The organism is Mycobacterium liflandii, assembly GCF_022354805.1.
Classification (GTDB): Bacteria; Actinomycetota; Actinomycetes; order Mycobacteriales; family Mycobacteriaceae; genus Mycobacterium; species Mycobacterium marinum.
Map to the genome: position 1 here is coordinate 3231706 of NZ_CP023138.1, position 25075 is coordinate 3256780.

The 25075-nt window shown below is 64.0% G+C and carries 13 protein-coding genes and 12 pseudogenes; 12 read left to right on the top strand and 13 right to left on the bottom strand.

Translation table 11 applies throughout. The features are described from left to right. Positions 1-36: 36 nt before the first annotated feature. Positions 37-899, bottom strand: a pseudogene (locus CKW46_RS14535) (alpha/beta fold hydrolase). A gap of 79 nt (positions 900-978) precedes the next feature. Further along, positions 979-1923 (bottom strand): annotated as a pseudogene (locus tag CKW46_RS14540) (TIGR03621 family F420-dependent LLM class oxidoreductase). A gap of 185 nt (positions 1924-2108) precedes the next feature. On the opposite strand from CKW46_RS14540, the gene CKW46_RS14545 reads away from it, so the two are divergent. Next, on the top strand, positions 2109-2699 hold the full coding sequence (locus CKW46_RS14545; protein WP_499017907.1) for a lipoprotein LppJ family protein: 591 nt from the start codon (positions 2109-2111) through the stop codon (positions 2697-2699). 83 nt (positions 2700-2782) lie between these two features. Here CKW46_RS14545 and ag85B read toward each other — a convergent pair whose 3' ends face one another. Continuing rightward, positions 2783-3760 carry a diacylglycerol acyltransferase/mycolyltransferase Ag85B gene (gene ag85B, locus CKW46_RS14550; protein WP_015355544.1) on the bottom strand — a complete coding sequence of 326 codons (978 nt, stop codon included), beginning with the start codon at positions 3758-3760 and terminating at the stop codon, positions 2783-2785. 507 nt (positions 3761-4267) lie between these two features. Then, a pseudogene (locus tag CKW46_RS14555) lies at positions 4268-5470 on the bottom strand (ISAs1-like element IS2404/ISMul1 family transposase). Positions 5471-5851: 381 nt separating this feature from the next. Here CKW46_RS14555 and CKW46_RS14560 point away from each other — a divergent pair. After that, positions 5852-6994: a DUF7159 family protein gene (locus tag CKW46_RS14560; RefSeq protein ID WP_015355546.1), complete on the top strand. Its 1143-nt coding sequence runs from the start codon at positions 5852-5854 to the stop codon at positions 6992-6994. Between the two features lie 19 nt (positions 6995-7013). Here the strand turns inward: CKW46_RS14560 and CKW46_RS14565 are convergent, their stop codons facing one another. Then, positions 7014-7631, bottom strand: coding sequence for a DUF4389 domain-containing protein (locus CKW46_RS14565; protein ID WP_482053296.1), 618 nt, complete (start codon positions 7629-7631; stop codon positions 7014-7016). A 169-nt stretch (positions 7632-7800) separates the two neighbouring features. Here CKW46_RS14565 and CKW46_RS14570 point away from each other — a divergent pair. Further along, a pseudogene (locus CKW46_RS14570) lies at positions 7801-9003 on the top strand (ISAs1-like element IS2404/ISMul1 family transposase). A 232-nt stretch (positions 9004-9235) separates the two neighbouring features. Here CKW46_RS14570 and CKW46_RS14575 read toward each other — a convergent pair. From CKW46_RS14575 to CKW46_RS14585, 3 genes are read right to left on the bottom strand one after another with little or no spacing between them, the layout of a single operon-like run. Then, complete coding sequence (locus CKW46_RS14575; RefSeq protein WP_020725310.1) at positions 9236-9787, bottom strand: YceI family protein; 552 nt, start codon at positions 9785-9787, stop codon at positions 9236-9238. A gap of 29 nt (positions 9788-9816) precedes the next feature. Further along, a complete protein-coding gene (locus CKW46_RS14580; RefSeq protein WP_117435700.1) occupies positions 9817-10830 on the bottom strand; it encodes an alcohol dehydrogenase catalytic domain-containing protein in 1014 nt (337 codons plus the stop codon). 24 nt (positions 10831-10854) lie between these two features. After that, entirely contained in the window at positions 10855-12141 is a 1287-nt protein-coding gene (locus tag CKW46_RS14585) for a cytochrome P450 (protein WP_117435701.1), read from the bottom strand. A 453-nt stretch (positions 12142-12594) separates the two neighbouring features. Between CKW46_RS14585 and CKW46_RS14590 the strand changes: the two genes are divergently transcribed. The 5 genes and pseudogenes from CKW46_RS14590 (at position 12595) to CKW46_RS14610 (ending at position 14978) form a co-directional block, all read left to right on the top strand. Next, positions 12595-12999, top strand: a complete 405-nt coding sequence (locus tag CKW46_RS14590) for a hypothetical protein (protein WP_015355551.1) — start codon at positions 12595-12597, stop codon at positions 12997-12999. A 17-nt stretch (positions 13000-13016) separates the two neighbouring features. Next, positions 13017-13151: pseudogene (locus tag CKW46_RS14595) on the top strand (hypothetical protein); the annotation flags it as partial. Positions 13152-13292: 141 nt separating this feature from the next. Further along, positions 13293-14495, top strand: a pseudogene (locus tag CKW46_RS14600) (ISAs1-like element IS2404/ISMul1 family transposase). Further along, positions 14417-14686: a hypothetical protein gene (locus CKW46_RS14605; RefSeq protein ID WP_420891815.1), complete on the top strand. Its 270-nt coding sequence runs from the start codon at positions 14417-14419 to the stop codon at positions 14684-14686. Before CKW46_RS14600 ends, CKW46_RS14605 begins: the two are co-directional and overlap by 79 nt. A 73-nt stretch (positions 14687-14759) precedes the next feature. Continuing rightward, positions 14760-14978: an Rv1893 family protein gene (locus tag CKW46_RS14610; protein ID WP_015355553.1), complete on the top strand. Its 219-nt coding sequence runs from the start codon at positions 14760-14762 to the stop codon at positions 14976-14978. Between the two features lie 50 nt (positions 14979-15028). Here CKW46_RS14610 and CKW46_RS14615 read toward each other — a convergent pair whose 3' ends face one another. After that, positions 15029-16156: a nitronate monooxygenase gene (locus CKW46_RS14615; protein WP_117436987.1), complete on the bottom strand. Its 1128-nt coding sequence runs from the start codon at positions 16154-16156 to the stop codon at positions 15029-15031. A 149-nt stretch (positions 16157-16305) separates the two neighbouring features. Then, a complete protein-coding gene (locus tag CKW46_RS14620; protein WP_117436988.1) occupies positions 16306-16767 on the bottom strand; it encodes a hypothetical protein in 462 nt (153 codons plus the stop codon). Positions 16768-17031: 264 nt separating this feature from the next. Between CKW46_RS14620 and CKW46_RS14625 the strand changes: the two are divergent. Beyond that, positions 17032-19152, top strand: a pseudogene (locus tag CKW46_RS14625) (PE family protein); the annotation flags it as partial. Positions 19153-19567: 415 nt separating this feature from the next. Here the strand turns inward: CKW46_RS14625 and CKW46_RS14630 are convergent. Further along, positions 19568-19729 carry a hypothetical protein gene (locus tag CKW46_RS14630; protein WP_482053297.1) on the bottom strand — a complete coding sequence of 54 codons (162 nt, stop codon included), beginning with the start codon at positions 19727-19729 and terminating at the stop codon, positions 19568-19570. 207 nt (positions 19730-19936) lie between these two features. On the opposite strand from CKW46_RS14630, the pseudogene CKW46_RS14635 reads away from it, so the two are divergent. After that, a pseudogene (locus CKW46_RS14635) lies at positions 19937-20503 on the top strand (4-hydroxyacetophenone monooxygenase); the annotation flags it as partial. On the opposite strand, the pseudogene CKW46_RS14640 reads toward CKW46_RS14635, so the two are convergent. Beyond that, positions 20503-21705 (bottom strand): annotated as a pseudogene (locus tag CKW46_RS14640) (ISAs1-like element IS2404/ISMul1 family transposase). The pseudogenes CKW46_RS14635 and CKW46_RS14640 sit on opposite strands and share 1 nt — an antisense overlap. A gap of 141 nt (positions 21706-21846) precedes the next feature. Here CKW46_RS14640 and CKW46_RS14645 point away from each other — a divergent pair. Together CKW46_RS14645 and CKW46_RS14650 are read left to right on the top strand one after the other, a co-directional pair. Further along, positions 21847-23100 (top strand): annotated as a pseudogene (locus tag CKW46_RS14645) (flavin-containing monooxygenase); the annotation flags it as partial. A 10-nt stretch (positions 23101-23110) separates the two neighbouring features. Beyond that, positions 23111-24251 (top strand): annotated as a pseudogene (locus tag CKW46_RS14650) (zinc-binding dehydrogenase); the annotation flags it as partial. Here the strand turns inward: CKW46_RS14650 and CKW46_RS14655 are convergent. Beyond that, positions 24132-25037: pseudogene (locus CKW46_RS14655) on the bottom strand (class I SAM-dependent methyltransferase); the annotation flags it as partial. The pseudogenes CKW46_RS14650 and CKW46_RS14655 sit on opposite strands and share 120 nt — an antisense overlap. Positions 25038-25075: the final 38 nt, after the last annotated feature.

A 25075-nucleotide genomic window follows, 5' to 3' on the forward strand; every position in this document is an offset into this window, starting at 1 on the left:
CGGCGCGCTGGAAAAACCACGCCTCATCACAGCATGTCAGCCGTGGTGTGCGCCAACAGTGCTGATCGCGTTGATCACCGCCGCCGGCTCATTGAGAGCGACAAAGGTTTTCGAACCCGGTACCTCGATGATCGACGCGTCCGGGAAGAGCTGGGCCATGCGGCGAGCCAGCGTCGGCTTGAAGCACCGGCCTCCCATGCCCCAGACCAGCGTCACCGGCTTGGTGAACTGGGCAAACCGCGTCGACACCTCGGTCAGATCGGTGGCGGCGACATGTCGAAGCAGCGTGGATGTCGAAGCAGCGTGGCCAGGTCATCGCAGATGCGAGCGTCTGTGCGGCAGGGCTGCAACCACGACGCCGTCAGCGCGGCGTCTGGCTTGTTCAACAGCAGGCCGAACCCGAGCGGGGAGTGCCGCAACGGCCGCAACCCCATCGCCGCAAACAGCGTCTTGATCGATCTTGGCCCCCGAAGCAGCGTGAATACGGCAGGAAACGGAAACGGTGGAAAAGTCTCGAAGGCATCGCAGTTGGTGAGCACCAACCGACCGACCAGATCCGGGTGGGCATCGATCGCCAGCTGACACAGGCCGCCACCGGTGTCGTTGCCCACCAAGGTCACGTCGGCGAGATCAAGGGCGACCATGAACTCGTGAATCATCTCCGCGATCCCGGCGGGGGAGAGGTCAGCGCCTTCGTTAGCCGGGATCGTGTGGGAACCCAGCGGCCAGGTGGGCAGGATGCACCGAAACCCCATCGCGGCAAGCCCTTCGGCTACGGCGGACCACAGGCGCTCATCGACGAGAATGCCGTGGACGAATAGCACCGGGGGATGTGGGGAGTTTTCGGGTCCGAGCACTCGGTAGGCGATTGTCGCCTGACTCAGCGTGACCTGTGCCATCGGTGCCACCCCTTCGCGGATACTTACGTGCTGCCAGTACGTAAGTTACGTGCAGCCCGCATGAAAGTCAATGGTGGCGCTAGTTCAGGTCACCAAGCACGGTGATGACCGGGGCGAAGGCCGCCACATGGGGCTGGGGGATGGTGTAGTGAGTGAAGCCGTATCGTTCCCGATTCGCGCGCAGCTGCCGCGCTATCTGCTCAACTGTACCGATGAGAAGCGTTGGGGATTACAGGATTTCGTTGGCGGTTAGCAGGTTGCCATACTTGGCGGCGAGCATGCCGGCGACTTCCCTACGGTCATCGGTCAACACGACCTCTTGAATCAACGTGTGTAACTCCGGGTGTCTGGCAGCTCCGGCACACCGACGCACGTAGGCGACCCGTTGCTCGATCTCGGCTACGGTGGCCAGTCGCATCGTCCCTGGGGGCCGTCCTTTGACCTGGTACAGGCACGCGATGCTGACCGTATCGGCGTATTGCGCGGCAAGTCGCAGCACCTGATCACCGGTGCCGCCGACTAGCAGGGGTGGACCGTAGCCGCCGAATCCCCGCCGCTGGGTCGGGCGCAGTACCGCAATGTTGTGGGCTTCGCGTAGTTCAGCTTGTTGGGCGAACCCGTCCTCGGCGAACCGGCTGGCGAGTTCTTCGATGGTCTGGCGCAACCGAGCGGTTCGTGTCGTGAATGACGGGAATGGAATGTCCGCCTGGTCGTACTCCCATTTCATATGCCCGGCACCCAGACCGACCTCGAGCCGGCCCCCGGTCAGGACGTCGGTGGTCGCGATATCGCGAGCCAGCAACGCCGGGTTCCACCATGGCGCGTTGAGCACCAAGGTGCCGACCCGCATTCGATCGGTGGCGGCTGCTGCGGCGACCAGGGTCATGAAGGGTGCGGCGATTCCGAGGTGGTCGGCAGCGAAGACGGCGTCATACCCCCATTGTTCGGCGCGTCGGCACGTTTCGATGAACGTGTGTACCGGATCGATGCGAAACACGTTGAACGAGAACCGGAATTCGGGCACGGGGGTGACACTGCCAGCCGGGAGCCGGGCCAACCAGCGTGTTCGCGGCGAGCGCAACGTCACAAGGTGGGGTCTTGGGTGCACCGAGACCCGTTTGACGGGTGCAACCGCAACCGCGACCAACGATAATCAGCCGCAGCGACAGACACCCAACCATGGCGCCACGGGAAACAGATGCCCCACCGATGATCCAGCGCAACGACACAAGCAGACAGTGGCTCGGCAGGAGCCAGCTTCGATTCGCCGTCGCCAGCACCCTGGCTACCTGCTTACTCCTCGGCGCAGCCGTGCTGCTGGTGGACAGCCGTAAGTCGTCGTCTGCCGGCGCCATCGACCATCCCGGCATCCCACTTTCCGACGCTGCGACCGAAGCCCACGTCGTTGAATCGGCCAGAGGACTCGTCGCCGTCGCCGGGCTACGGCCGATCGCCGCGGGTTACCTCTTGATGTCCTGCAAGAACCGCGAGGATCCGCCCTATCAGGGCGTGATCTATCTGACCTTCACCTTGCCCGTCGACGCCCACGCAGATACCTACTTTCGCGCGGTGGCGGGCACGCTGGTCCAGCACGGATGGACCGAGGGACGACCACCCGCTGAGCACGTGTTCGGCAGGACCTTGACCAGGGACGACACGACAGCCGTTCTGTATCGGCACCGCGATGACCCCACCATGGGAGTCCTACGGCTCTACGGTCCGTGCCGCAACACCACAGATCACCGCCGCGACACGATGGGATGGACCGATATCAGCGACCAGTTCGGCCCGCTCCGGTAGGACAACGCCAGAAACGACCGCTGGGCTCGACGGGCCCGGAAAACCGGGGCCGTCAAGCCCAGCAGTTTCGATCTGATTGGCGATCAGGCGGCGCCGAGGCTGGCCTGCAAGTCGCCCTTCATAGCGTTGAGCTGTGCGCCCCAGTACTCCCAGCTGTGCGTTCCGTTGTCGTTGAAGTTGAACACCGCGTTGTGGCCACCGGCCGCGTTGTAGGCGTCCTGGAACTTCAGGTTGCTGCTGCGCACGAAGTTCTCCAGGAACTCGGCGGGCAGGTTCGCGCCGCCCAGTTCGGAGGGGGTGCCGTTGCCGCAGTAAACCCACAGGCGGGTGTTGTTGGAGACCAAGGCAGGGATCTGGATCGTCGGGTCGTTGCGCTGCCAGGCGGGATCGCTGGACGGCCCCCACATGTCGCCGGCCTTGTAGCCTCCGGCGTCACCCATTGCCAAGCCGATCAAGGACGGTCCCATCCCTTGGGACGGATCCAGCAGCGCCGACAGCGAACCGGCGTACACGAACTGCTGGGGGTGGTACACCGCCAAGATCATCGCCGAAGAGCCGGACATCGAGATGCCGATCGCGGCGCTACCGGTGGGCTTGACGCTGCGATTGGCCGACAGCCATTCGGGGAGTTCGCTGGTTAGGAACGTCTCCCACTTGTAGGTCGAGCAGCCGGACTTACCGCAGGCGGGCTGGTACCAGTTCGCATAGAAGCTGGACTGGCCGCCTACCGGCATGATGACGGACAGGCCTGACTGGTAGTACCACTCGAACGCCGGGGTGTTGATGTCCCAGCCGTTGTAGTCGTCTTGGGCGCGCAGGCCATCGAGCAGGTAGACCGCAGGCGAGTTGTCCCCGCCGCTTTGGAACTGGACCTTGATGCTGCGCCCCATCGCCGCGGATGGCACCTGCAGGTACTCGACGGGCAAGCCCGGACGCGAAAAAGCTTTCGCAGCCGGCGCGCCGCCGGCGAGTCCGACCAGGCCAGGAAGGGTTATCGCGGCAGCCGCGCCGATTAGCAGCCGCCGTCCCCAGGTTCGGATTTTCCCGCTCACGTCTGTCATACCTGTGCCCCTTGTCCGTATGTAGTCGTGTGCTCCCGGCAGAACTTACCGCGTGAGTACAGAAAATGTCGATCGGGACGCGAACTCATTTCATTTGGATATCGGCCACCGCCACGGACACAGCACCTGTGCTACGCGAGCCGCCACGATCCCGACTTCTCGGTAATAACCTCCCGCCGGCCCTGATAAACCAGCCCCAGCAGCCGTGATGCAGCTGTGACCAGGACAGTTGGCGGCTAGTCGGCACCCGCACCTAGTCAGCTGATCGCCCGCGCGCGGTGGCGCTCCGCGAGCGGGGCGATATGCAACCAATCAGGCGGCGCCCGCGTGCCGCATGGGGTCGCATCGGTCGGTATGGGGAGAAAGCGCTTGCGGATTCAATTGACGAATCAGACGAATCAAATGACGAATCGGCGGAAAAGTCGGCCGGAATATCGGGGAGGCGGCCAGCGGGAGCAATCCACGCATTCCGCGCTCCGTTGGCGCCCAGGGCTCCGGCGTTGTTGATTAGCAGGCTTGTGAGCTGGGGAATTGTGGATTGAGGAGGTCTAGGCGGCGGTTGGCGGTCAAAGCGGTGATCCGGCAGGCTTCGGCGATGTTGTCGGCGCCGTTGAGGCGGTGCAGATTGATCGCGGTGTTGCGTAGCGTTGCTAGGACCTGTGCGCCGTTTCCGGTATGTGCCCTTTGACGGTCTTCGTCGAAGGTGACGTCGCGTATCCAGTGCAGGCTGTTCTCGATTCCCCAGTGTTGACGCATCCAGGTCATGATCGCGGTAGGGCGGGCGTGCTCGAACGGCAGGCTGCAGATGGCATAGACCACCTCCACGCTGCGCTGGTCGGTGGCGGTGATCAAGCGTTCACGAGTGATCCGGATGATTTGTTTTGCGTAGGGGAAGCCGATTCCTCGTGCAGCGGTGATGATTTGCAGGGTGCGGGTCTCGACACGGCCGTGGCCGCGGGAGTCGTCGGTAGCGGCTGTGGGCACCTCGGCCCAGGGCAGCGCGGTGATACGCGCAAGTATTTTGGCTTGGTTGGACTTGACGATCATCAGGTAGTGCGACTTCAAGGTGGCGCAGATCAACTTCGCGGTGACGACCTGGGTATGCATCGCATCCACGGTGACCAGCCACCGCAAGCTACCCGGCAGCAGCGTGAGCAGGGCACGTACGCAGGGAATTTCATTGCTTTTCTCGGCGACAGCGAGTTGACCGAGCACCAATCGGGCACGGTGGGCGAACACCGACACGAGATGCGTGGCTGTCGCTTTGGCGCGTAAAGCACCACGCAGCATCTTGCCGTCCAACGCGATCGGCACCAATCCACTGGGGTCGCTGCTGGCCACGTGTGCAGTGAAATAACTGCCCATCCTGGCGTTGAGGTCGGCGGGGTCTAGCCGAGACAAAACAGCGCGGAAGGTCTTCTCACTGGGCCGCCGGAACCGGACCCCTAATTAGGCCAACACATCATCGGGAGCGGTGGCCGCCCATGTAGCAAAACCAGCATAGCCGCGCATCCCCGCGGCAGTGGCCAGAACCGCGATCGCCAACAAAGCCATCAGCGAATACCTCCGACCGCGTGGGTCCCTCGGGTCTGGCACCGAGGCCAACACATCGAGAAACTCCGATCCGATGAGCTCGCTACGCTCACCAGGACTCCAGCGGTCGAACACCTCTGGAACCGACGACACAGGCAATACTGAAACGGTAGGCACGGGCAACTCCAGACCAACGACGAACAGTAACCAACTCGATCGTTCTCCAGATAGCCCGTGCCTACACTCCGGCCCCAATAGCGCGGCACCAAAGATCATCAACCCAGCTCACAAGCCTGCTAATCAACAACGCCGGAGCCCTGCGTTGGCGCCGTAGCCGACGCCAGCGGCAATGCCCACTTCTTGTGAGTCACCTGCGGGTTTGCCTACCGAGGCGGCCGAATTTGCATCGACCGCGTACTCTCTGTCAAGACAAGCCGATGGAGACCACACTATTCCGGTCATTTCCGGCGCTGCCCACACCAGCACACCAGGGCCCCTTGGTGCGCGCTGGCGGTGGCTGAGGGCGTCGGGCTCCGGAAACGATTGAGGTGCGAAGTTTTGGATACGATACTTGGGCTATCAGTAACGCCGACCACCGTCGGGTGGGTCCTCGCTGAAGGACACGGTGCCGATGGCGCCATCCTCGATCACCACGAGTCGCAGTTGCACGGTTCTCGCGGCATGCGCATCGTGCACACCGCCGAGCAGGTCGCCGATGAGGTTTGGCACGCGAAAGAGGTTGCCAGCGGTGCGGGCCATCGCCTGCGCATGATCGGCGTGACCTGGAGCGACGAGGCATCCGCGCAGGCCGCGCTGCTGCTCGAGGCACTCACCGACGCGGGTTTCGACAACGTTGTGCCGGTTCGGCTGCTTGACGCGGTGGAGACGCTGGCCGAAGCGATCGCACCGGTTATCGGCTATGACCAGACCGCGGTCTGCATCCTCGAGCACGACTGGGCAACCGTTGTGATGGTTGATACCCAAGACGGGAAGACTCAAACCGCCGTCAAGCACGTTCGAGGCGGATTCGACGGCCTGAATTCCTGGCTGACCGGAATGTTCGACCGCGGTGCGTGGCGCCCCGCCGCCGTCGTGGTCGTCGGTTCGGACACCGACGTTGAAGAATTCTCTTGGCAGCTCGAAAAGGCTCTGCCAGTGCCGGTTTTCGCACAGACGATGGCCCAGGTGACAATTGCGCGCGGCGCAGCGCTGGCGGCCGCCCAGAGCACCGATTTCACCGACGCCCGGCTGATCGCAGACGTCAGCGAACCCGCCCCGGCACCCAAGCGGTCCCTGCACTACGCCGGAGCGGCAACCACCCTGGCGGCCGCCGCGGTGACCTTCGTTGGGTCGCTATCACTAGCGATCGGTCTGCAGCTCACCCCGGAAAGGCATCACACAGCCACCGGTCACGCGGGACACAAGCCAACGCCTGAGATCGTAGAAGCGGTCGCCCCCGTTGTGCCGATGCCCGCGCAACCAGAGCCGTCCGCTCCTCATCAGGCACCGGCCCCCGGTGCGGGGCAGGAGCCCATTCGTCTTACCGCCGGTGAGCAGATCACCGACGCCGCGCCGGTCGAACAACCTGGCGGGGAGGCACCGCAGTCCGAGCCCGCGGATGGATCACCGATGTTGACCCGAGTGCTTACGCACATCCCCGGCAGCTACGGCGAAGAAGAGGGCTCTCGCCCACCTGAGTAGTCCGCCACCTTGGTCAGGCTCACTCGAAGGGCTCGCGTGGACCCATGTCGAGCCGAAACGGCGGGTACTCGTCGCGCATCAACCCGGCATAGGCGTGCACCCGCAGGCTCCAACGGTTGACCCCGATCAACAGGTTGTACAAGCCATCGGGGTAGCGCCCGGTGAACAACAGCGCTATCGCGGCGCTAACCACCACAATCACCACCAGCGACGGCAGCATTACACCGCCTAATTCATGCCGGCCAAGCATGACCACGCGCCAGCCGCCGGAAAAGAAGGCGGCCAATATCAGGTAGTGGGGAATGGCCAGCAGCCACCACTTGATCAACACCAGACCGCGATGTAGGTGCTGCGGATACTCAACGTCCAGATCGGCAGGGTACTGCGGGTTCTCCCGCAGACTGAATGGCGGATAGCGGTCGGTGCCCAACACCGTCAGCGCGTAAAACGCGACCCGCCACCGCCACCGCATGACGCCGACGTTGAAATCAAACAGCGGCCGTGGATATCTGCCGGTGAGCAGGATCGCGAAAAAGGCAATCACGGTGGCCACGAAGGCGCCCAGATACAGGAAAACCAGGACGATGTAGTGCGGAATCGCCAAGATCCACTTGATCAGCCATTGCCAACGTGACAATGCGGGATCGATATCCCCCCTTACCCCAGGGCTCCGGCGTTGTTGATTAGCAGGCTTGTGAGCTGGGTTGATGATCTTTGGTGCCGCGCTATTGGGGCCGGAGTGTAGGCACGGGCTATCTGGAGAACGATCGAGTTGGTTACTGTTCGTCGTTGGTCTGGAGTTGCCCGTGCCTACCGTTTCAGTATTGCCTGTGTCGTCGGTTCCAGAGGTGTTCGACCGCTGGAGTCCTGGTGAGCGTAGCGAGCTCATCGGATCGGAGTTTCTCGATGTGTTGGCCTCGGTGCCAGACCCGAGGGACCCACGCGGTCGGAGGTATTCGCTGATGGCTTTGTTGGCGATCGCGGTTCTGGCCACTGCCGCGGGGATGCGCGGCTATGCTGTTTTTGCTACATGGGCGGCCACCGCTCCCGATGATGTGTTGGCCTAATTAGGGGTCCGGTTCCGGCGGCCCAGTGAGAAGACCTTCCGCGCTGTTTTGTCTCGGCTAGACCCCGCCGACCTCAACGCCAGGATGGGCAGTTACTTCACTGCACACGTGGCCAGCAGCGACCCCAGTGGATTGGTGCCGATCGCGTTGGACGGCAAGATGCTGCGTGGTGCTTTACGCGCCAAAGCGACAGCCACGCATCTCGTGTCGGTGTTCGCCCACCGTGCCCGATTGGTGCTCGGTCAACTCGCTGTCGCCGAGAAAAGCAATGAAATTCCCTGCGTACGTGCCCTGCTCACGCTGCTGCCGGGTAGCTTGCGGTGGCTGGTCACCGTGGATGCGATGCATACCCAGGTCGTCACCGCGAAGTTGATCTGCGCCACCTTGAAGTCGCACTACCTGATGATCGTCAAGTCCAACCAAGCCAAAATACTTGCGCGTATCACCGCGCTGCCCTGGGCCGAGGTGCCCGCAGCCGCTACCGACGACTCCCGCGGCCACGGCCGTGTCGAGACCCGCACCCTGCAAATCATCACCGCTGTACGAGGAATCGGCTTCCCCTACGCAAAACAAATCATCCGGATCACTCGTGAACGTTTGATCACCGCCACCGACCAGCGCAGCGTGGAGGTGGTCTATGCCATCTGCAGCCTGCCGTTCGAGCACGCCCGCCCTACCGCGATCATGACCTGGATGCGTCAACACTGGGGAATCGAGAACAGCCTGCACTGGATACGCGACGTCACCTTCGACGAAGACCGTCAAAGGGCACATACCGGAAACGGCGCACAGGTCCTAGCAACGCTACGCAACACCGCGATCAATCTGCACCGCCTCAACGGCGCCGACAACATCGCCGAAGCCTGCCGGATCACCGCTTTGACCGCCAACCGCCGCCTAGACCTCCTCAATCCACAATTCCCCAGCTCACAAGCCTGCTAATCAACAACGCCGGAGCCCTGCCCCTTACCCGGACCGGATAGGCAGTTGGTTGCGTCATCGACGGCTCCTTCGACTACACGTACTGGTCATCACGCTCTTTCACACCACGAAGGCTACTGCCGAGCAAGCCACCAAGCACCAGAAGCCTTTCAGCGCGGGCGGCCGTACGGCGGCCACCGGAGCGGTAACACATTGTCTTCCAGCGGTTTATCGGCGGCCGGCAAACCGTTCATCAGCCATTCTTGGCCCGCACGGCGCTGAATGAGATCGTCACCTCATCGGCAACCTGCAGCGATCCCATCAGCAGTGAGTAAGGCTTGACACCGTAGTCGGACTGGCGAACCGCCGTTTCGGTGGACATGCGCCATGAATCGCCCAGATCATCTGTGTGCAAGTCGATTACGTGCTGATGCGACGTTCCGTGAATATGCAATGCCCCACTGAGCCGGTAACCATCCGCGGTCTTCTCGATGGCATCGGCGGAGAATTCGATGCGCGGAAACCGATCGGCGCGCAACGATTTCAGTGCATTGGACCGCACCAGGACCTTCTCCGGCCCGGAAAGCCCCTTGACTCCGCCCTCGCCGCGTAGCACCTCTAGCGAATCCACCTCGACAATGAGCTCTGCGGCGCTGGGCTCGTCAGCTACCCAATTCACCGTCGCTTGCCAGCGGGTCATCGCAATGGTCAGTCGATGGCCCATTTTCGCTGCCCGTCCCGCGACACCAGTGCCGATGAGTAGCTCGCCGTCGGAAGCGTCCAGGGTCCACACAGCCTCGCTCACAACACGACTGTATTCGCTTGGCCTGGCCCTTACATGGCCAGGACCGTGCGATAGCGCGTCCGGCCTTGCTCCATCGCCTCATAGCCATCGGCGGCCTGCGCGAGCGGTCGCTCTTCGATCCAGGCCCGCACACCGGACAAGGCCGCGAAATGCATGGTGTCCTCCACGTCTTTAGCGGTACCGGATGGGTGACCCGTGACGCTGAGGCCGGGGTTGATCAGCTGGACCGGGCTGATCGGTAGCGGATCAGCCGTCACGCCGATGACGACCAGCTCGCCGCGGGGAAGAAGTCCGCCCACCGTTTCAGCCATAGCTGCCGAATTGCCAGCGGTCGCCAACACGACCGCGGCACCGCCGATCCGTCGCAATCCTTCCGCTACGTCACCCGTGGTGGAATCGATGTAATGGGGGGCTCCCAGCTGGCGTGCATCCTCGGCCTTGGCACTACCGCGAGCGATCGCCACAGTCTCAAAACCCATGGCCCGACAGAACTGTAGCCCCAGATGGCCCAGACCTCCGACACCGAGCACCGCCACCCGATCGCTCGGCCGTGCCCGGGTGTGACGCAACGCGTTGTACGTCGTGACGCCAGCGCAACCCATTGGAGCCGCCTCGGCGTCGGAGAGCTCTGCCGGAATGCGAGCCAGCGCGGTGGCCGGCACCGTCACCGATTCCGCATAGCCACCGGGATACTGCCAGCCTGGAACCTCCATCTTGGAGCAGTGGATGAACATTCCCTTGCGGCAGGGATCGCAGTGGTTACAGTTTCCGCCGAACCAACCGACAGCGACGCGGTCGCCAACTGCGAAATCCTCAACCCCATTCCCGATTTCGGCTATTCTTCCGGCGATCTCGTGTCCAGGCGTCAGCGGCCAGCCCAGGCCTGGAAAGGCCCCGTGCACAAATGCCCGGTCGGTGCCGCAAATACCACACGCAGAAACTGATATACGCACCTCGCCATCAGCCGGCGGAGCAGTATCGACATCAACCAGCTGTAGGGGCCCGCCCGCCGCACCAATTTGGACAGCTTTGTGGGTTGCCATCAGCTCGCCTCTACTATTCGTTTGTCAGTGCGCGACAGGACATTTCCCGGATGAATCGCTGTGGTAGTCGACCTGCCAGTGTTTGATTCCATTCAGCCAGCCCGACCGTAGCCGCTCTGGCCGGCTGATCGATTCCAGATCCGGCATCACATCGGCGATCGCATTGAACATCAGGTCGATCGTCATCCGGGCCAGATTAGCCCCGATGCAATAGTGCGCGCCGGTACCGCCAAAACCCACGTGTGGGTTGGGGTCGCGCAGGATGTTGAACGTATACGGGTCATCGAATACGTCTTCATCGAAATTGGCGGAGCGGTAGAACATCACCACCCGCTGGCCCTTTTTGATCCGCACCCCCGACAGTTCATAGTCTTCCAGGGCGGTGCGCTGGAACGAGGTCACCGGAGTCGCCCAGCGCACGATCTCGTCGGCGGTGGTGACAGGACGCTCCCGTTTGTACAGCTCCCACTGATCGGGGAAGTCGGTGAAGGCCATCATGCCCTGGGTGATGGAGTTGCGGGTGGTTTCGTTGCCGGCCACCGCCAGCAGGATGACGAAGAAGCCGAACTCGTCGTCGGAGAGCTTGTGGCCGTCAATGTCGGCCTCGACCAGCTTGGTGACCAGATCCTGGCCCGGATTCTTCGCCCGGTCGGCCGCCATCTGCATGCCGTACATGATGAGTTCGACGGAAGCGGTCAGAGCATCGTTGGTAGCGAACTCTGGATCTTGGTCGCCGACCATCTCGTTGGACCAGTGAAAAAGCTTCTTGCGGTCTTCCTGCGGTACGCCCATCAAGCCAGCGATGGCTTGCAGCGGCAGTTCGCAAGACACCTGCTCCACAAAGTCCCCCCGCCCCTCGGCCGCGGCTGCCTCGACGATGCGCCGAGCGCGCTCTCTGAGGTCGTCGCGCAGCCGCTCGACCGCCCTTGGGGTGAATGCGCGCGAGACGATCTTGCGCAGCCGGGTGTGTTGCGGTGCGTCCATATTGAGCAGCACGAACTTGCCGCGTTCGATCTGCTCATCAACCGTGCCGTCCTTATAGCGGGGGAGCGCGGTCTTTTGCAGGCTGGAAAAGACATCGCTGCGCAGCGAGATCTCCTTGACGTCCTTGTGCTTTGTCACCACCCAAAAACCGCCGTCGTCGAACCCACCGCAGCCCGTCGGCTGTTCGTTCCACCAGATGGGCGCGGATCGATGCATCTCGGCGAGTTCGGCTACCGGTAACCGCTCCGCGTAGATGTCGGGGTCGGTGAAATCGAATCCGGGAGGCAGATTGGGGACCGATGTGGCGGTTGGCTCGGCAGCTGGCATAAGGCCACTCCTCGATGCGAATTCTGTTAGTCGTCGTCTATTGCCCATAATCCATTGCTCCACCGCGGTTGGGAAGAACTCCGACCAGATCCGCGAAGAGAAATTGCAACGCGTTCAGCCGCCAGGATTTCCTGACACGTCCGAGACCGAAACGAGTTCACGAGTCCCGACCGGCGTCGAAGAGACACCGCGCGAACCTCCCACGGCGACGAGCGCGCTTGCCCACCGCGGCTAGCGCCGACCGGCCCGACACGACGGATATCGGCGCCGCAGTACACCGAAGGCACTGGTCAAATCCGTCTGGCAGGCCACCCGAGCCCCCGGCCTCGCCGCCGGTGACGGCGGATGGTCGCCGCCTTGTCCCACACCGTCGGCTTTGCTATCCAATCTTGTGGGCCAGGCCACAATCGTTATGCTTTGGGAAAGCTTGCCGGTGCCACGAAGGGGTGGAAGATGATTCGGGAACTGCTCGCCGCCGCGGCAATCACGGGTGCCGCGATCGGTGTAGCACCTGTCGCCGTGGCCGACCAGCCGCATTACGAGGGTGACGTGCCAGGGATGAACTACGACGCCTCATTGGGTGCGCCCTGCGACAACTACGAACGCTTTATCTTCGGACACGGCACCAGCGGCCAAGCCGAGGCGTGCCATTTCCCGCCGCCCAACCAGTTCCCGGCCGCCACCACCGGCTACTGGGTAATCTCCTATCCTCTGTACGGGGTCCAGCAGACCGGAGCGTCGTGCCCGGGTCCGAATTCCGCCGCCCAGACCGAAGACGGCTTGCCGATGCTCTGTCGGGGTGCCCAGGGATGGCAGGCCGGATGGTTTACCGGAGCAGGCTTCTTTCCCCCCGAGTGATCCAGTGACCTGATCCGATGACGCCCGAGGCGCAGCAAGCCGAATCGCCGATCCCGCGGTGGTTACGGTTTGTCCTCGCGTCGGATCGGGCGGGCTCGGCGTGGTACATCGGGGCCGGATTCTTTTTCGCGCCAGTGTTGGTTTTGTTGTCAGGGCTCCGGCGTTGTTGATTAGCAGGCTTGTGAGCTGGGTTGATGATCTTTGGTGCCGCGCTATTGGGGCCGGAGTGTAGGCACGGGCTATCTGGAGAACGATCGAGTTGGTTACTGTTCGTCGTTGGTCTGGAGTTGCCCGTGCCTACCGTTTCAGTATTGCCTGTGTCGTCGGTTCCAGAGGTGTTCGACCGCTGGAGTCCTGGTGAGCGTAGCGAGCTCATCGGATCGGAGTTTCTCGATGTGTTGGTCTCGGTGCCGGACCCGAGGGACCCACGCGGTCGGAGGTATTCGCTGATGGCTTTGTTGGCGATCGCGGTTCTGGCCACTGCCGCGGGGATGCGCGGCTATGCTGGTTTTGCCACATGGGCGGCCACCGCTCCCGATGATGTGTTGGCCTAATTAGGGGTCCGGTTCCGGCGGCCCAGTGAGAAGACCTTCCGCGCTGTTTTGTCTCGGCTAGACCCCGCCGACCTCAACGCCAGGATGGGCAGTTACTTCACTGCACACGTGGCCAGCAGCGACCCCAGTGGATTGGTGCCGATCGCGTTGGACGGCAAGATGCTGCGTGGTGCTTTACGCGCCAAAGCGACAGCCACGCATCTCGTGTCGGTGTTCGCCCACCGTGCCCGATTGGTGCTCGGTCAACTCGCTGTCGCCGAGAAAAGCAATGAAATTCCCTGCGTACGTGCCCTGCTCACGCTGCTGCCGGGTAGCTTGCGGTGGCTGGTCACCGTGGATGCGATGCATACCCAGGTCGTCACCGCGAAGTTGATCTGCGCCACCTTGAAGTCGCACTACCTGATGATCGTCAAGTCCAACCAAGCCAAAATACTTGCGCGTATCACCGCGCTGCCCTGGGCCGAGGTGCCCGCAGCCGCTACCGACGACTCCCGCGGCCACGGCCGTGTCGAGACCCGCACCCTGCAAATCATCACCGCTGCACGAGGAATCGGCTTCCCCTACGCAAAACAAATCATCCGGATCACTCGTGAACGCTTGATCACCGCCACCGACCAGCGCAGCGTGGAGGTGGTCTATGCCATCTGCAGCCTGCCGTTCGAGCACGCCCGCCCTACCGCGATCATGACCTGGATGCGTCAACACTGGGGAATCGAGAACAGCCTGCACTGGATACGCGACGTCACCTTCGACGAAGACCGTCAAAGGGCACATACCGGAAACGGCGCACAGGTCCTAGCAACGCTACGCAACACCGCGATCAATCTGCACCGCCTCAACGGCGCCGACAACATCGCCGAAGCCTGCCGGATCACCGCTTTGACCGCCAACCGCCGCCTAGACCTCCTCAATCCACAATTCCGCAGCTCACAAGCCTGCTAATCAACAACGCCGGAGCCCTGGTTTTGTTGTCCCCGTGGCAGGCGGCTACCGCGGTCCTGTGGTGGATCATCGGGCTCGCCGGGCTGTGGCTGGGTCTGCTTGGAATAGCGATGGCGGTTGGGCTGGCCCGGGTGTTGCGGTCCGGTGACGAGATCCCGGAACAATACTGGCGCACCCTGGTCGACTACTGACTCTGGCATGTTCGAGGCGAATTCGCCGGGACTACAGTCGTATCAAGCATCCACCAACGAAAAGGAGCCTCCGATGGCCATCAATCCCAAAGATGCAGTCAACGCGGCCAGGGACATCGCGACCAATGCCGTCGAGAAGGCCTCCGACATTGTCGAGAACGCCAGTGACATCATCCGCGGCGACGTCTCCGGGGGAGCCAGCGGCATTGTGCAGAACTCGATCGACATCGCGACCCACGCGGTCGACAAGGTCAAAGAGGTGCTCATCGACAAGGACGACGACCTGGACTAGTCCCGGCTGGCAGTCACCGACACCAGGCTCGGCGGGCCGCGCGACTGCCGTCAGACGGCGGCGGCGTTGAGTTCGTCGAGCCTGTTGGTTGCCTCGAGATATTCCTGCACCCATCTCTCGATGACGATGGCAGCCTTCTCGACCTTGGTGAACTGTCCGACCACCTGACCAACCGGATTGAACGCGACGTCCACGGTTTCGTTCGGGTACTTGTTGGTGGCCCGCACCGCCATGCCGGAGACCATGTACTGCAGTGGCATGCCTAGCGGCTTCGGGTTGTCCGCTTGCTCCCACGCCTCGGTCCAATCGTTGCGCAGCATCCGGGCCGGTTTTCCGGTGAACGAGCGGCTACGGACCGTGTCGCGGCTGGATGCCTTGGCGTATGCCGCTTGTTGCACTGGGGTGTTGGAGGCCTCCTCGACCATCAGCCACTGCGAACCCGTCCATGCCCCTTGGCATCCCAGCGCCAGGGCCGCGGCGATCTGCTGGCCACTGCCGATACCGCCGGCAGCCAGGACGGGGACCGGTGCCACTTCCTTGACGACTTGCGGCCACAAGACAATCGAGCCCACCTCACCGCAGTGCCCGCCGGCCTCGCCACCCTGGGCGATGATGATGTCGACGCCCGCGTTCGCGTGCTTGCGGGCCTGCGAGGGCGAGCCGCACAAGGCGGCAACCTTGCGGCCTCGCTCATGAATATGCGCGATCATCTCCGCCGGAGGGGTGCCGAGCGCATTGGCGATCATCGTCACCTTCGAGTGCTTGAGTGCCACTTCCACCTGGGGAGTGGCCGTCGCCTCGGTCCAGCCGAGCAACTGCAGACTGTTCTCGTCGGCGTCCTCAATTGGGACACCGTGATCAGCGAGGATCTTGCGGGCAAAGTCCAGATGCTGTTGCGGAACCATTGACCGCAACGTGTTGGCCAGTTCCTCCGCCGACAGGTGCGAGTCCATGCCCTCGTACTTGTTGGGGATGACGATGTCAACGCCGTAGGGGTGATCGCCGATGTGCTCGTCGATCCAGTTGAGCTCGATCTCTAGCTGTTCAGGGGTAAATCCAACCGCCCCCAGGACGCCGAAGCCCCCGGCCTTGCTGACCGCGACGACAACATCGCGGCAGTGCGTGAACGCGAAGATTGGAAACTCAATGCCAAGTTCGTCGCATATGGCGGTGTGCATGCCTGCTCCCCGGAAACTAACGGACGATGACGGAATTGGAACGTGTTCTAGTTTAGTACGCCCACCGGCGGCCTGACCAGCGGCCCAGGTTCAGGCCGGATTCGGGCCGGCAAACCGGCGCTGAGCACCGATGACCCGACCCGATTCGGCTACGACATGTCGTTGACCACCCACAGAATGAGGAACGCCAACATGCAGCCAAAGCAAAACAGGTGATCCCGCAGGATCGACCGTGCAACACGTGCCTGCGCGGACGGCGGGCCCGATCGCCTTCCGAGCCGAACCGCGTTGGGCAAGGTACGGGTGAGCGCCAAGACGATCGGGCCACCGGCAAGCGCCGCCGATAGCACCAGCAGCCAGCCGGCGTCGTGCCCCAGAGCCGCACGAAATCCTAAGGTGCCCAACAGGATCAACATCACCAGAGCAATCAGATGCCCCATCGGCCGCGATGTGGTGGTCGCGCGCCGGTAATAGCTCGAGATCGATTCCAGCACCGACTCGGGAAGTCGATCGGGGGAATTTCGCCAGAACACAACCTGACTGTCGAATATCAGGTCCATCCACAAGATCGCGAGCAGAAAGCCGCTACAAGCGGTGAGTACCGTCGCCACGATAGTTACCCGCCAGGCACACAATGCCGCCCATCATCGATCTGTCGCGCATCCCAATGTGCAGGCTACGCGGGCCGTCGGGTGCGCGCTAGAACTTATCGCGATCACCGCCGACCCACCCCGCAGTCATCCAATTATTAGTGTCGGCAGGACAACTGGACATACCGTCCTATATGGTATTGTCAGTTTCGGAGTTGGCTGCAGGGCGCACCGCGCTCCACCGCTTCCGGTCTGGTCGAAGGCAATCGGTGCGAGGAGAACGTGATGTCGTTTGTGGTGGCCTCCCCTGAGTACGTGGCAGCGGCGGCGTCGGACTTGGCCGGCATCGGTTCTGCGCTCAGCACAGCCAATGCGGCGGCGGCGGCCCCGACGATCGAGGTCCTGGCCGCCGGCGCTGATGAGGTATCGGCTGCAATCGCGGCATTCTTTGGTGCGCACGCGCAGGCCTATCAGGCGTTGAGTGAGCAAGCCAGCGCGTTTCACCTGCAGTTTGTGCAGGCAATGACCGCCGGCGCGGGGGCTTATGCCGGCGCCGAGGCCGTAAATGCTTCGCCCCTGCAGGCGGCGCTCGACGTGCTGAATGCGCCTGCCCAGGCACTGTTCGGACGCCCGCTGATCGGCGACGGCGCTGGCGGGGCGCCCGGGCAATCCGGCGGCGACGGCGGACTTCTGTACGGAAACGGCGGCAACGGGGGCAACGGCGGAGTGGGCCAGGCCGGCGGCGCTGGCGGGGCCGCGGGGTTGATCGGTAACGGCGGTAGCGGTGGTATCGGCGGGCCTGGGACCACCGGTTTGGCTGGCGGGGCCGGCGGGTCCGGTGGGTGGCTGTTCGGAAACGGCGGCACCGGCGGGCGGGGCGGCATCGGCACCACAGGTATCGGCGGCATCGGCGGGACCGGAGGCGACGCCGTCGGCCTGTTCGGTCACGGCGGAACCGGCGGAACAGGCGGTAACGGCCCCGATATCTTCATCGCTGGTGGGGCCGGCGGGTCCGGCGGTACCGGCGGGCTGTTGTTCGGCAACGGCGGGGCCGGGGCGGCGCCCCGTGGGGCGGCGCGGACGGCGGGGCCGGGGGTGATGCTCGGCTGATCGGCAACGGCGGAGGCGGCGGCTACGAGGGCAGCCTGGGTGTCCTGAGCGGGGGGACTGCTGGCGCCGGCGGTAGCGGCGGTTGGTTCGTCGGCAACGGCGGTGACGGCGGCTCCGCCGGCTCATATAGCACTGGCGGTGACGGCGGCGCCGCCGGAATGTTCGGTAGCGGCGGTAACGGCGGGTGGGCCGGCTTTGATGGCCGGGGAGGCGACGGCGGCTCCGGGGGGGACCGTGATCGGAAACGGCGGCGATGGTGGCGCCAGCGGGGCAACGATTGGCTTTACTCCCGGCGCTGGCCCGGGAGGTGACGGCGGCAACGCTGTCGGGCTGATCGGCAACGGCGGCGCCGGCGGTGCCGGCGCGGCCGGCCTCTCTGGCGTAACGGGCGGGATCGGCGGCAACGGCGGCAATGGCGCTCAACTGTTCGGCAATGGCGGGGCGGGAGGGGCCGGCGGACAAAGCCAGCTTGCGTCGGGGGGAACCGGCGGCAGTGGCGGCATGGCCGCGCTGTTCGGCAACGGTGGTGCCGGCGGTGCCGCTGGGGTGAGCCTCAGCGGCGCCCCTGGTACCGGCGGCAACGGCGGCAGCGCCCAATTCATGGGCGACGGCGGCAGCGGCGGCCTGGGCGACTCGGGCGGGTCCGCCGGCGCGGCTGGTGCGGGCGGGTTGATCGGCAATCCGCTTGACGTGGTCAATGCTCCTACCGAGGCGCTGCTGGGTCGCCCATTGATCGGGGACGGCGCCGACGGAGCGCCGGGTGAATCCGGTCAGGACGGCGGGTTGTTGTATGGCAACGGGGGCAACGGCGGCAACGGTCTATCCGGTCAGGCCGGGGGCGCCGGTGGCGCCGCGGGGCTGATTGGCAACGGTGGCAATGGCGGGATCGGCGGGCCCGGTACCACCGGAATGTCCGGCGGCGCGGGCGGTGCTGGCGGGTGGCTGATCGGCAATGGCGGCCATGGTGGGATCGGCGGGCTCGGCATCGGCATCGGGGATTCGGGGGGCGCGGGCGGCGCCGGCGGCGCCGCGATTGGATTGTTCGGCAACGGCGGTACCGGTGGAACCGGGGGTTACAACCAAGCCTTCGGCGCGGTCAGCGGGGTTGGCGGCGCCGGGGGCGCTGGCGGCCAGTGGTACGGCAACGGCGGCGATGGTGGCACCTCCTGGGGCGGAGCCGCTGCCGGAGCCGGCGGTGACGCTGGCCTGATCGGCAACGGCGGCGACGGCGACTCCGCGGGTGTTCTTCGGCAGAACGGCATAGGCGGCCATGGCGGCGCCGGGGGATCGCTGTTCGGCGATGGCGGCGACGGCGGGTCCGCCGGCTTTCAAAGCACCGCCGGCGACGGCGGTAACGCCGGGCTGGTCGGCAACGGCGGCAATGGTGGCTGGGCGATCTACAACAGCTTCGCCGGCGATGGTGGTTCAGGGGGGGACAGCCATCGGCAACGGTGGCGACGGCGGCGCCAACATTGTCAGCAGCGGGTTCATCCTCGGTGCGGGCGGTGGCGGCAACGGTGGCAATGCGGTGGGGCTGATCGGCAACGGCGGAGCCGGCGGCACCGGGGCGGACGGCTTTAGCACTGCCCTAGGAAGTGACGGCGGCAATGGCGGGACCGGGGCCTGGCTGCTCGGCAACGGCGGAGCAGGTGGGTCCGGTGGTTCCACCGCGGGTGTTCATCCTGCCGGCGACGGCGGCAATGGCGGAATGTCAACGCTGATCGGCAATGGCGGCGCCGGCGGCAGCGCCGGGGTCAGCCCCACCGGTGTCTTCCCCAGCAACGGCGGCAGCGGCGGCAACGCCCAGTTGATCGGCGACGGCGGCGACGGCGGCCGGGGGGGATTCCGGCGGAACCGGTGGCGCCGGCGGCACAGGTGGATCTCTGGCCGGCCACGATGGGTCCGACGGAGACTGAGATGCCTGCCGCTTATTGATAGCGGTTGCCACCATCTGGATGACGCGCCTCGGTGCGCAAGAAATGGCGACTCTTGCTCAGGTACCGCAAGCAACGGTAGCGTTGTGCTGCTAATTACGACACGTCGAGTAGCGTAATTGCGGTCCGCCGAGAGAAAGGCCGAAATGCGAAGTCGTTACGCCGGCCTGCCGTTCGCCACGACCACAGCAGAGATCGCCGCCGCGCTCGAGGACGTAAGCATCCCGACGCTGTTGCTCTCCCTGGTGCACATCACCGGCGATGCCCGTTTCATCCGTGACTTCAAGCCCATGGGTCTATTTCTCAACGAAGTGCAGGGATTCATGTCGGAGGACGACAAGGCCCGAGCACGCACTGAGGCTCTGGCGGTGATCAGCGAGTATCGCGACCAGGGCTGCCCCGAGCCCAAGCCCCTGAGCGGTGAGCTCATCCGGGAAATGCTGGACTGGGCCGCGTGCGAGCACGTCCCCGATGACTACTTGCCTCTGCTCGCTGAAGAGATGGACCTCGAGGGGCTGGACCCACGCCGGCCAGTAGCCCTGCCTTCGGAGAGCGCGGCGGAGTTCCCGGTCATCGTGATCGGCTGCGGCGAATCGGGGATCCTGGCCGGAATTCGCCTCGAGCAAGCCAACATTGCGTTCACGATTGTGGAGAAGAACGCCGGACCGGGCGGAACGTGGTGGGAAAACCGCCAGGGCTCCGGCGTTGTTGATTAGCAGGCTTGTGAGCTGGGGAATTGTGGATTGAGGAGGTCTAGGCGGCGGTTGGCGGTCAAAGCGGTGATCCGGCAGGCTTCGGCGATGTTGTCGGCGCCGTTGAGGCGGTGCAGATTGATCGCGGTGTTGCGTAGCGTTGCTAGGACCTGTGCGCCGTTTCCGGTATGTGCCCTTTGACGGTCTTCGTCGAAGGTGACGTCGCGTATCCAGTGCAGGCTGTTCTCGATTCCCCAGTGTTGACGCATCCAGGTCATGATCGCGGTAGGGCGGGCGTGCTCGAACGGCAGGCTGCAGATGGCATAGACCACCTCCACGCTGCGCTGGTCGGTGGCGGTGATCAAGCGTTCACGAGTGATCCGGATGATTTGTTTTGCGTAGGGGAAGCCGATTCCTCGTACAGCGGTGATGATTTGCAGGGTGCGGGTCTCGACACGGCCGTGGCCGCGGGAGTCGTCGGTAGCGGCTGTGGGCACCTCGGCCCAGGGCAGCGCGGTGATACGCGCAAGTATTTTGGCTTGGTTGGACTTGACGATCATCAGGTAGTGCGACTTCAAGGTGGCGCAGATCAACTTCGCGGTGACGACCTGGGTATGCATCGCATCCACGGTGACCAGCCACCGCAAGCTACCCGGCAGCAGCGTGAGCAGGGCACGTACGCAGGGAATTTCATTGCTTTTCTCGGCGACAGCGAGTTGACCGAGCACCAATCGGGCACGGTGGGCGAACACCGACACGAGATGCGTGGCTGTCGCTTTGGCGCGTAAAGCACCACGCAGCATCTTGCCGTCCAACGCGATCGGCACCAATCCACTGGGGTCGCTGCTGGCCACGTGTGCAGTGAAGTAACTGCCCATCCTGGCGTTGAGGTCGGCGGGGTCTAGCCGAGACAAAACAGCGCGGAAGGTCTTCTCACTGGGCCGCCGGAACCGGACCCCTAATTAGGCCAACACATCATCGGGAGCGGTGGCCGCCCATGTGGCAAAACCAGCATAGCCGCGCATCCCCGCGGCAGTGGCCAGAACCGCGATCGCCAACAAAGCCATCAGCGAATACCTCCGACCGCGTGGGGCCCTCGGGTCTGGCACCGAGGCCAACACATCGAGAAACTCCGATCCGATGAGCTCGCTGCGCTCACCAGGACTCCAGCGGTCGAACACCTCTGGAACCGACGACACAGGCAATACTGAAACGGTAGGCACGGGCAACTCCAGACCAACGACGAACAGTAACCAACTCGATCGTTCTCCAGATAGCCCGTGCCTACACTCCGGCCCCAATAGCGCGGCACCAAAGATCATCAACCCAGCTCACAAGCCTGCTAATCAACAACGCCGGAGCCCTGGGAAAACCGCTATCCCGGCGCGCGTGTTGATGTAGCCAACCATTTCTACTGCTACAGCTTTGAACCCAACAACGATTGGACGCATTTCTTCGCCGAACAGTGGGAGCTGCAGGACTATTTCGCAAAGGCGATCGACACGCACGATCTGGGTCGGCATATCCAGTGGAATACCGAAGCCCTGGGGGCCGAGTAGAACGATGACGACGGAGTCTGGACCGTTCGGCTGCGGTCGGCCGACGGCACCACGCGCACCCTCTCCGCGCGGGCGCTCATCACCGCCGTGGATCAGCTGAACCGTCCCTATGTCCCGGAATTCGACGGTGCCGACACCTTTGCCGGGCCATCGTTTCACTCCGCAGCCTGGGACCGGTCGGTGGACCTGACCGGTAAGCGGGTCGCCCTGGTCGGCGCCGGCGCCAGCGGTTTCCAGATCGCACCGGCGATCGCCGAGGATGTGGCGCAGCTGTCCGTGTTTCAGCGCACGGCCCAATGGATGTTTCCCAACACCATGTATCACGACGAAGTCGGAGACGGCGTGCGCTGGGCGATGCGCCACCTGCCGTTCTACGGCAGGTGGTACCGATTTCTGCTGCTCTGGCCGGGAGCCGACAAGGGCCTCGACGCCGCCCGTACCGATCCGAACTACGCCGACCAGGACTATGCGGTCAGCGATATCAACGCCGCGGCGCGGATGATGTTCAGCCAGTGGATCAGCAGCCAAGTCGCCGACGGCGACGCGCTATTGAGCAAGGTGCTGCCCGACTATCCGGCTACCGGCAAGCGGACCCTGCAGGACAACGGTAGCTGGCTGGCCACGCTGCAGGTCATCGGCCGCAATGGAATCGACCTGCACCGCGTGTGGGGGAGACGGCCCTACGCCTACCTGGGGATCACGGTTCCGGGATTTCCCAATCTCTTTCTCATCTACGGGCCCGGCACGCATCTCGCTCACGGCGGCAGCCTGATCTTTCAATCGGAACTTCAAATACGCTATATCAACCTGTGCCTGGAACGCTTGGTGGCCGATAGCATTGGTTCACTGGAACCGACTGACGAAGCGGCCGCGGGCTGGCACGAGCGGACGCAAGCCGAGATCAAGAAGATGGTGTGGTCGCACCCGGCCGTCAAGCATTCCTACTTCAAGAACGCCGACGGGGAAATTCATACGGTCAGCCCGTGGCGGCTCAACGAGTATTGGGCCGCGGTACGTCAGCCCGATTGGTCTAAGTTCGTTCTCCGACAAAGAAAGTGAGCACGCCGACATGCGCACCGTAGTCATCGACGGGCCGGGCAGTATCCGCGTCGACAACCGTCCCGACCCGGCACTGCCCGGATCTGACGGAGTCATAGTCGTCGTGAGCGCCGCGGGTATCTGCGGCTCCGACCTGCATTTCTACGAGGGCGAATACCCCCTGGCCGAGCCGGTGGCCCTGGGTCATGAGGCGGTTGGCACGGTGGTGGAGAAAGGACCCGACGTCCACACCGTCGAAGTGGGTGACCAGGTCATGGTGTCCTCGGTGGCGGGATGCGGCGCCTGCGCGGGTTGCGCCACCCGCGATCCGGCGATGTGTGTTTCCGGGCCACAGATCTTCGGATCCGGCGCGCTGGGCGGCGCGCAGGCCGACCTGCTCGCGGTCCCGGCCGCGGACTTCCAGGTGCTCAAGATTCCCGCTGCAATCACCACCGAGCAGGCGTTGCTGCTCACCGACAACCTCGCAACCGGCTGAGCGGCCGCACGCCGGGCCGATATCCCCTTTGGCGCAACGGTGGCAGTCATCGGCCTGGGCGCGGTGGGGCTGTGCGCGGTGCGCAGTGTCCTCGCCCAAGGCGCTGCGACCGTGTTCGCGGTGGATCGAGTGCAGGGGCGCTTGCAGCGGGCCGCCGAATGGGGAGCGACCGCCGTCGCTTCTCCGGCGGCCGAGGCCATTGTCGCAGCGACGAGTGGGCGCGGCGCCGATTCGGTGATTGATGCCGTGGGCACCGACGCATCAATGACCGACGCGCTCAACGCCGTTCGGGCCGGCGGCACCGTGTCCGTTGTCGGCGTTCACGATCTGCAGCCGTTTCCGCTTCCCGCCCTGACCTGCCTGCTGCGCAGCATCACATTGCGACTGACCATCGCACCCGTGCAGCGCACCTGGTCAGAATTGATTCCGTTGCTCGAGTCGGGACGCCTTGATGTGGACGGGATCTTCACCACTTCATTGCCACTGGACGAAGCTGCCAAGGGATACTCGATTGCCGGTTCCCGGTCCGGCAATGACGTGAAGGTGCTGCTCAAGGTTTAGTAGCGACGATGTACTCGGAGTGCATGATGGCGTCGAGGCGCACATCCACCGCGGGGGGCGTCATTCCATAGCCGGCTTCCAACTCGAGCGTGTTGCGAACAGGTTCGACGACCCACCCGCGCGCCGCCAGCCATTGGGCCGGATTGGTCTTGTCGTCATACGTCAAGGCAGAGAAGTTCACGTCGCCAGACAGATTGACCCCGGGGTGCGTCTGCTCCAGGGCGACGAGCTGATCGTGATCCAACCGCGACCCCAGGGCCCCCGTGGCGATTCGGCTGCCCGGCGCACAAAGGTCATCGATCCGCGCGAATAGGGCATCTTGCGCGTCAGCGGTCAGATATGGCAACAGTCCTTCCACCGACCAGGCGCTGGGCTGACCCGGCTCGAACCCCGCTGCGTGCAGCGTCGCCGGCCAGTCGGTGCGCAGATCCGCCGCTACCTCGTTTCGTCGCGCTTTGGGCTCGACACCATGGCGCTGCAGCACCCGTGCTTTGAACTCGAGAACTTGTGGCAGGTCGATTTCGAATACCGTTGTTCCGGATGGCCATTCGAGCCGATAGGCCCGCGAGTCAAGACCGGCGGCGACGATCACCGCCTGTTTGGTTCCCGCGGCGGCGGCGGAGCGGAAAAAGTCATCGAAAAACCGGGTCTGGACTCCGTAGAGGCGGGGGAACGCGGTTTCGTCCACGGAGGTTGGCGGATGGGCGAGTTGGTCGTTCAAATACGCATCCCCGGACGCCGCGATGAAGTACTTCGCATACTCGTCGGGAGCCAGCGGTTGCGGCCCGACCGTGTCCAGCGCGCGCCATCCCGCCACCAGCAATGCGGTGTAACCGACGCCGCTGACGATGTCCCACTGGTCATCGTCGGAACGACGAGATCCATATTCGGATGTAGTCATCGATACCTCCCGCTACGGCGCCAACCTACCGCCGCACG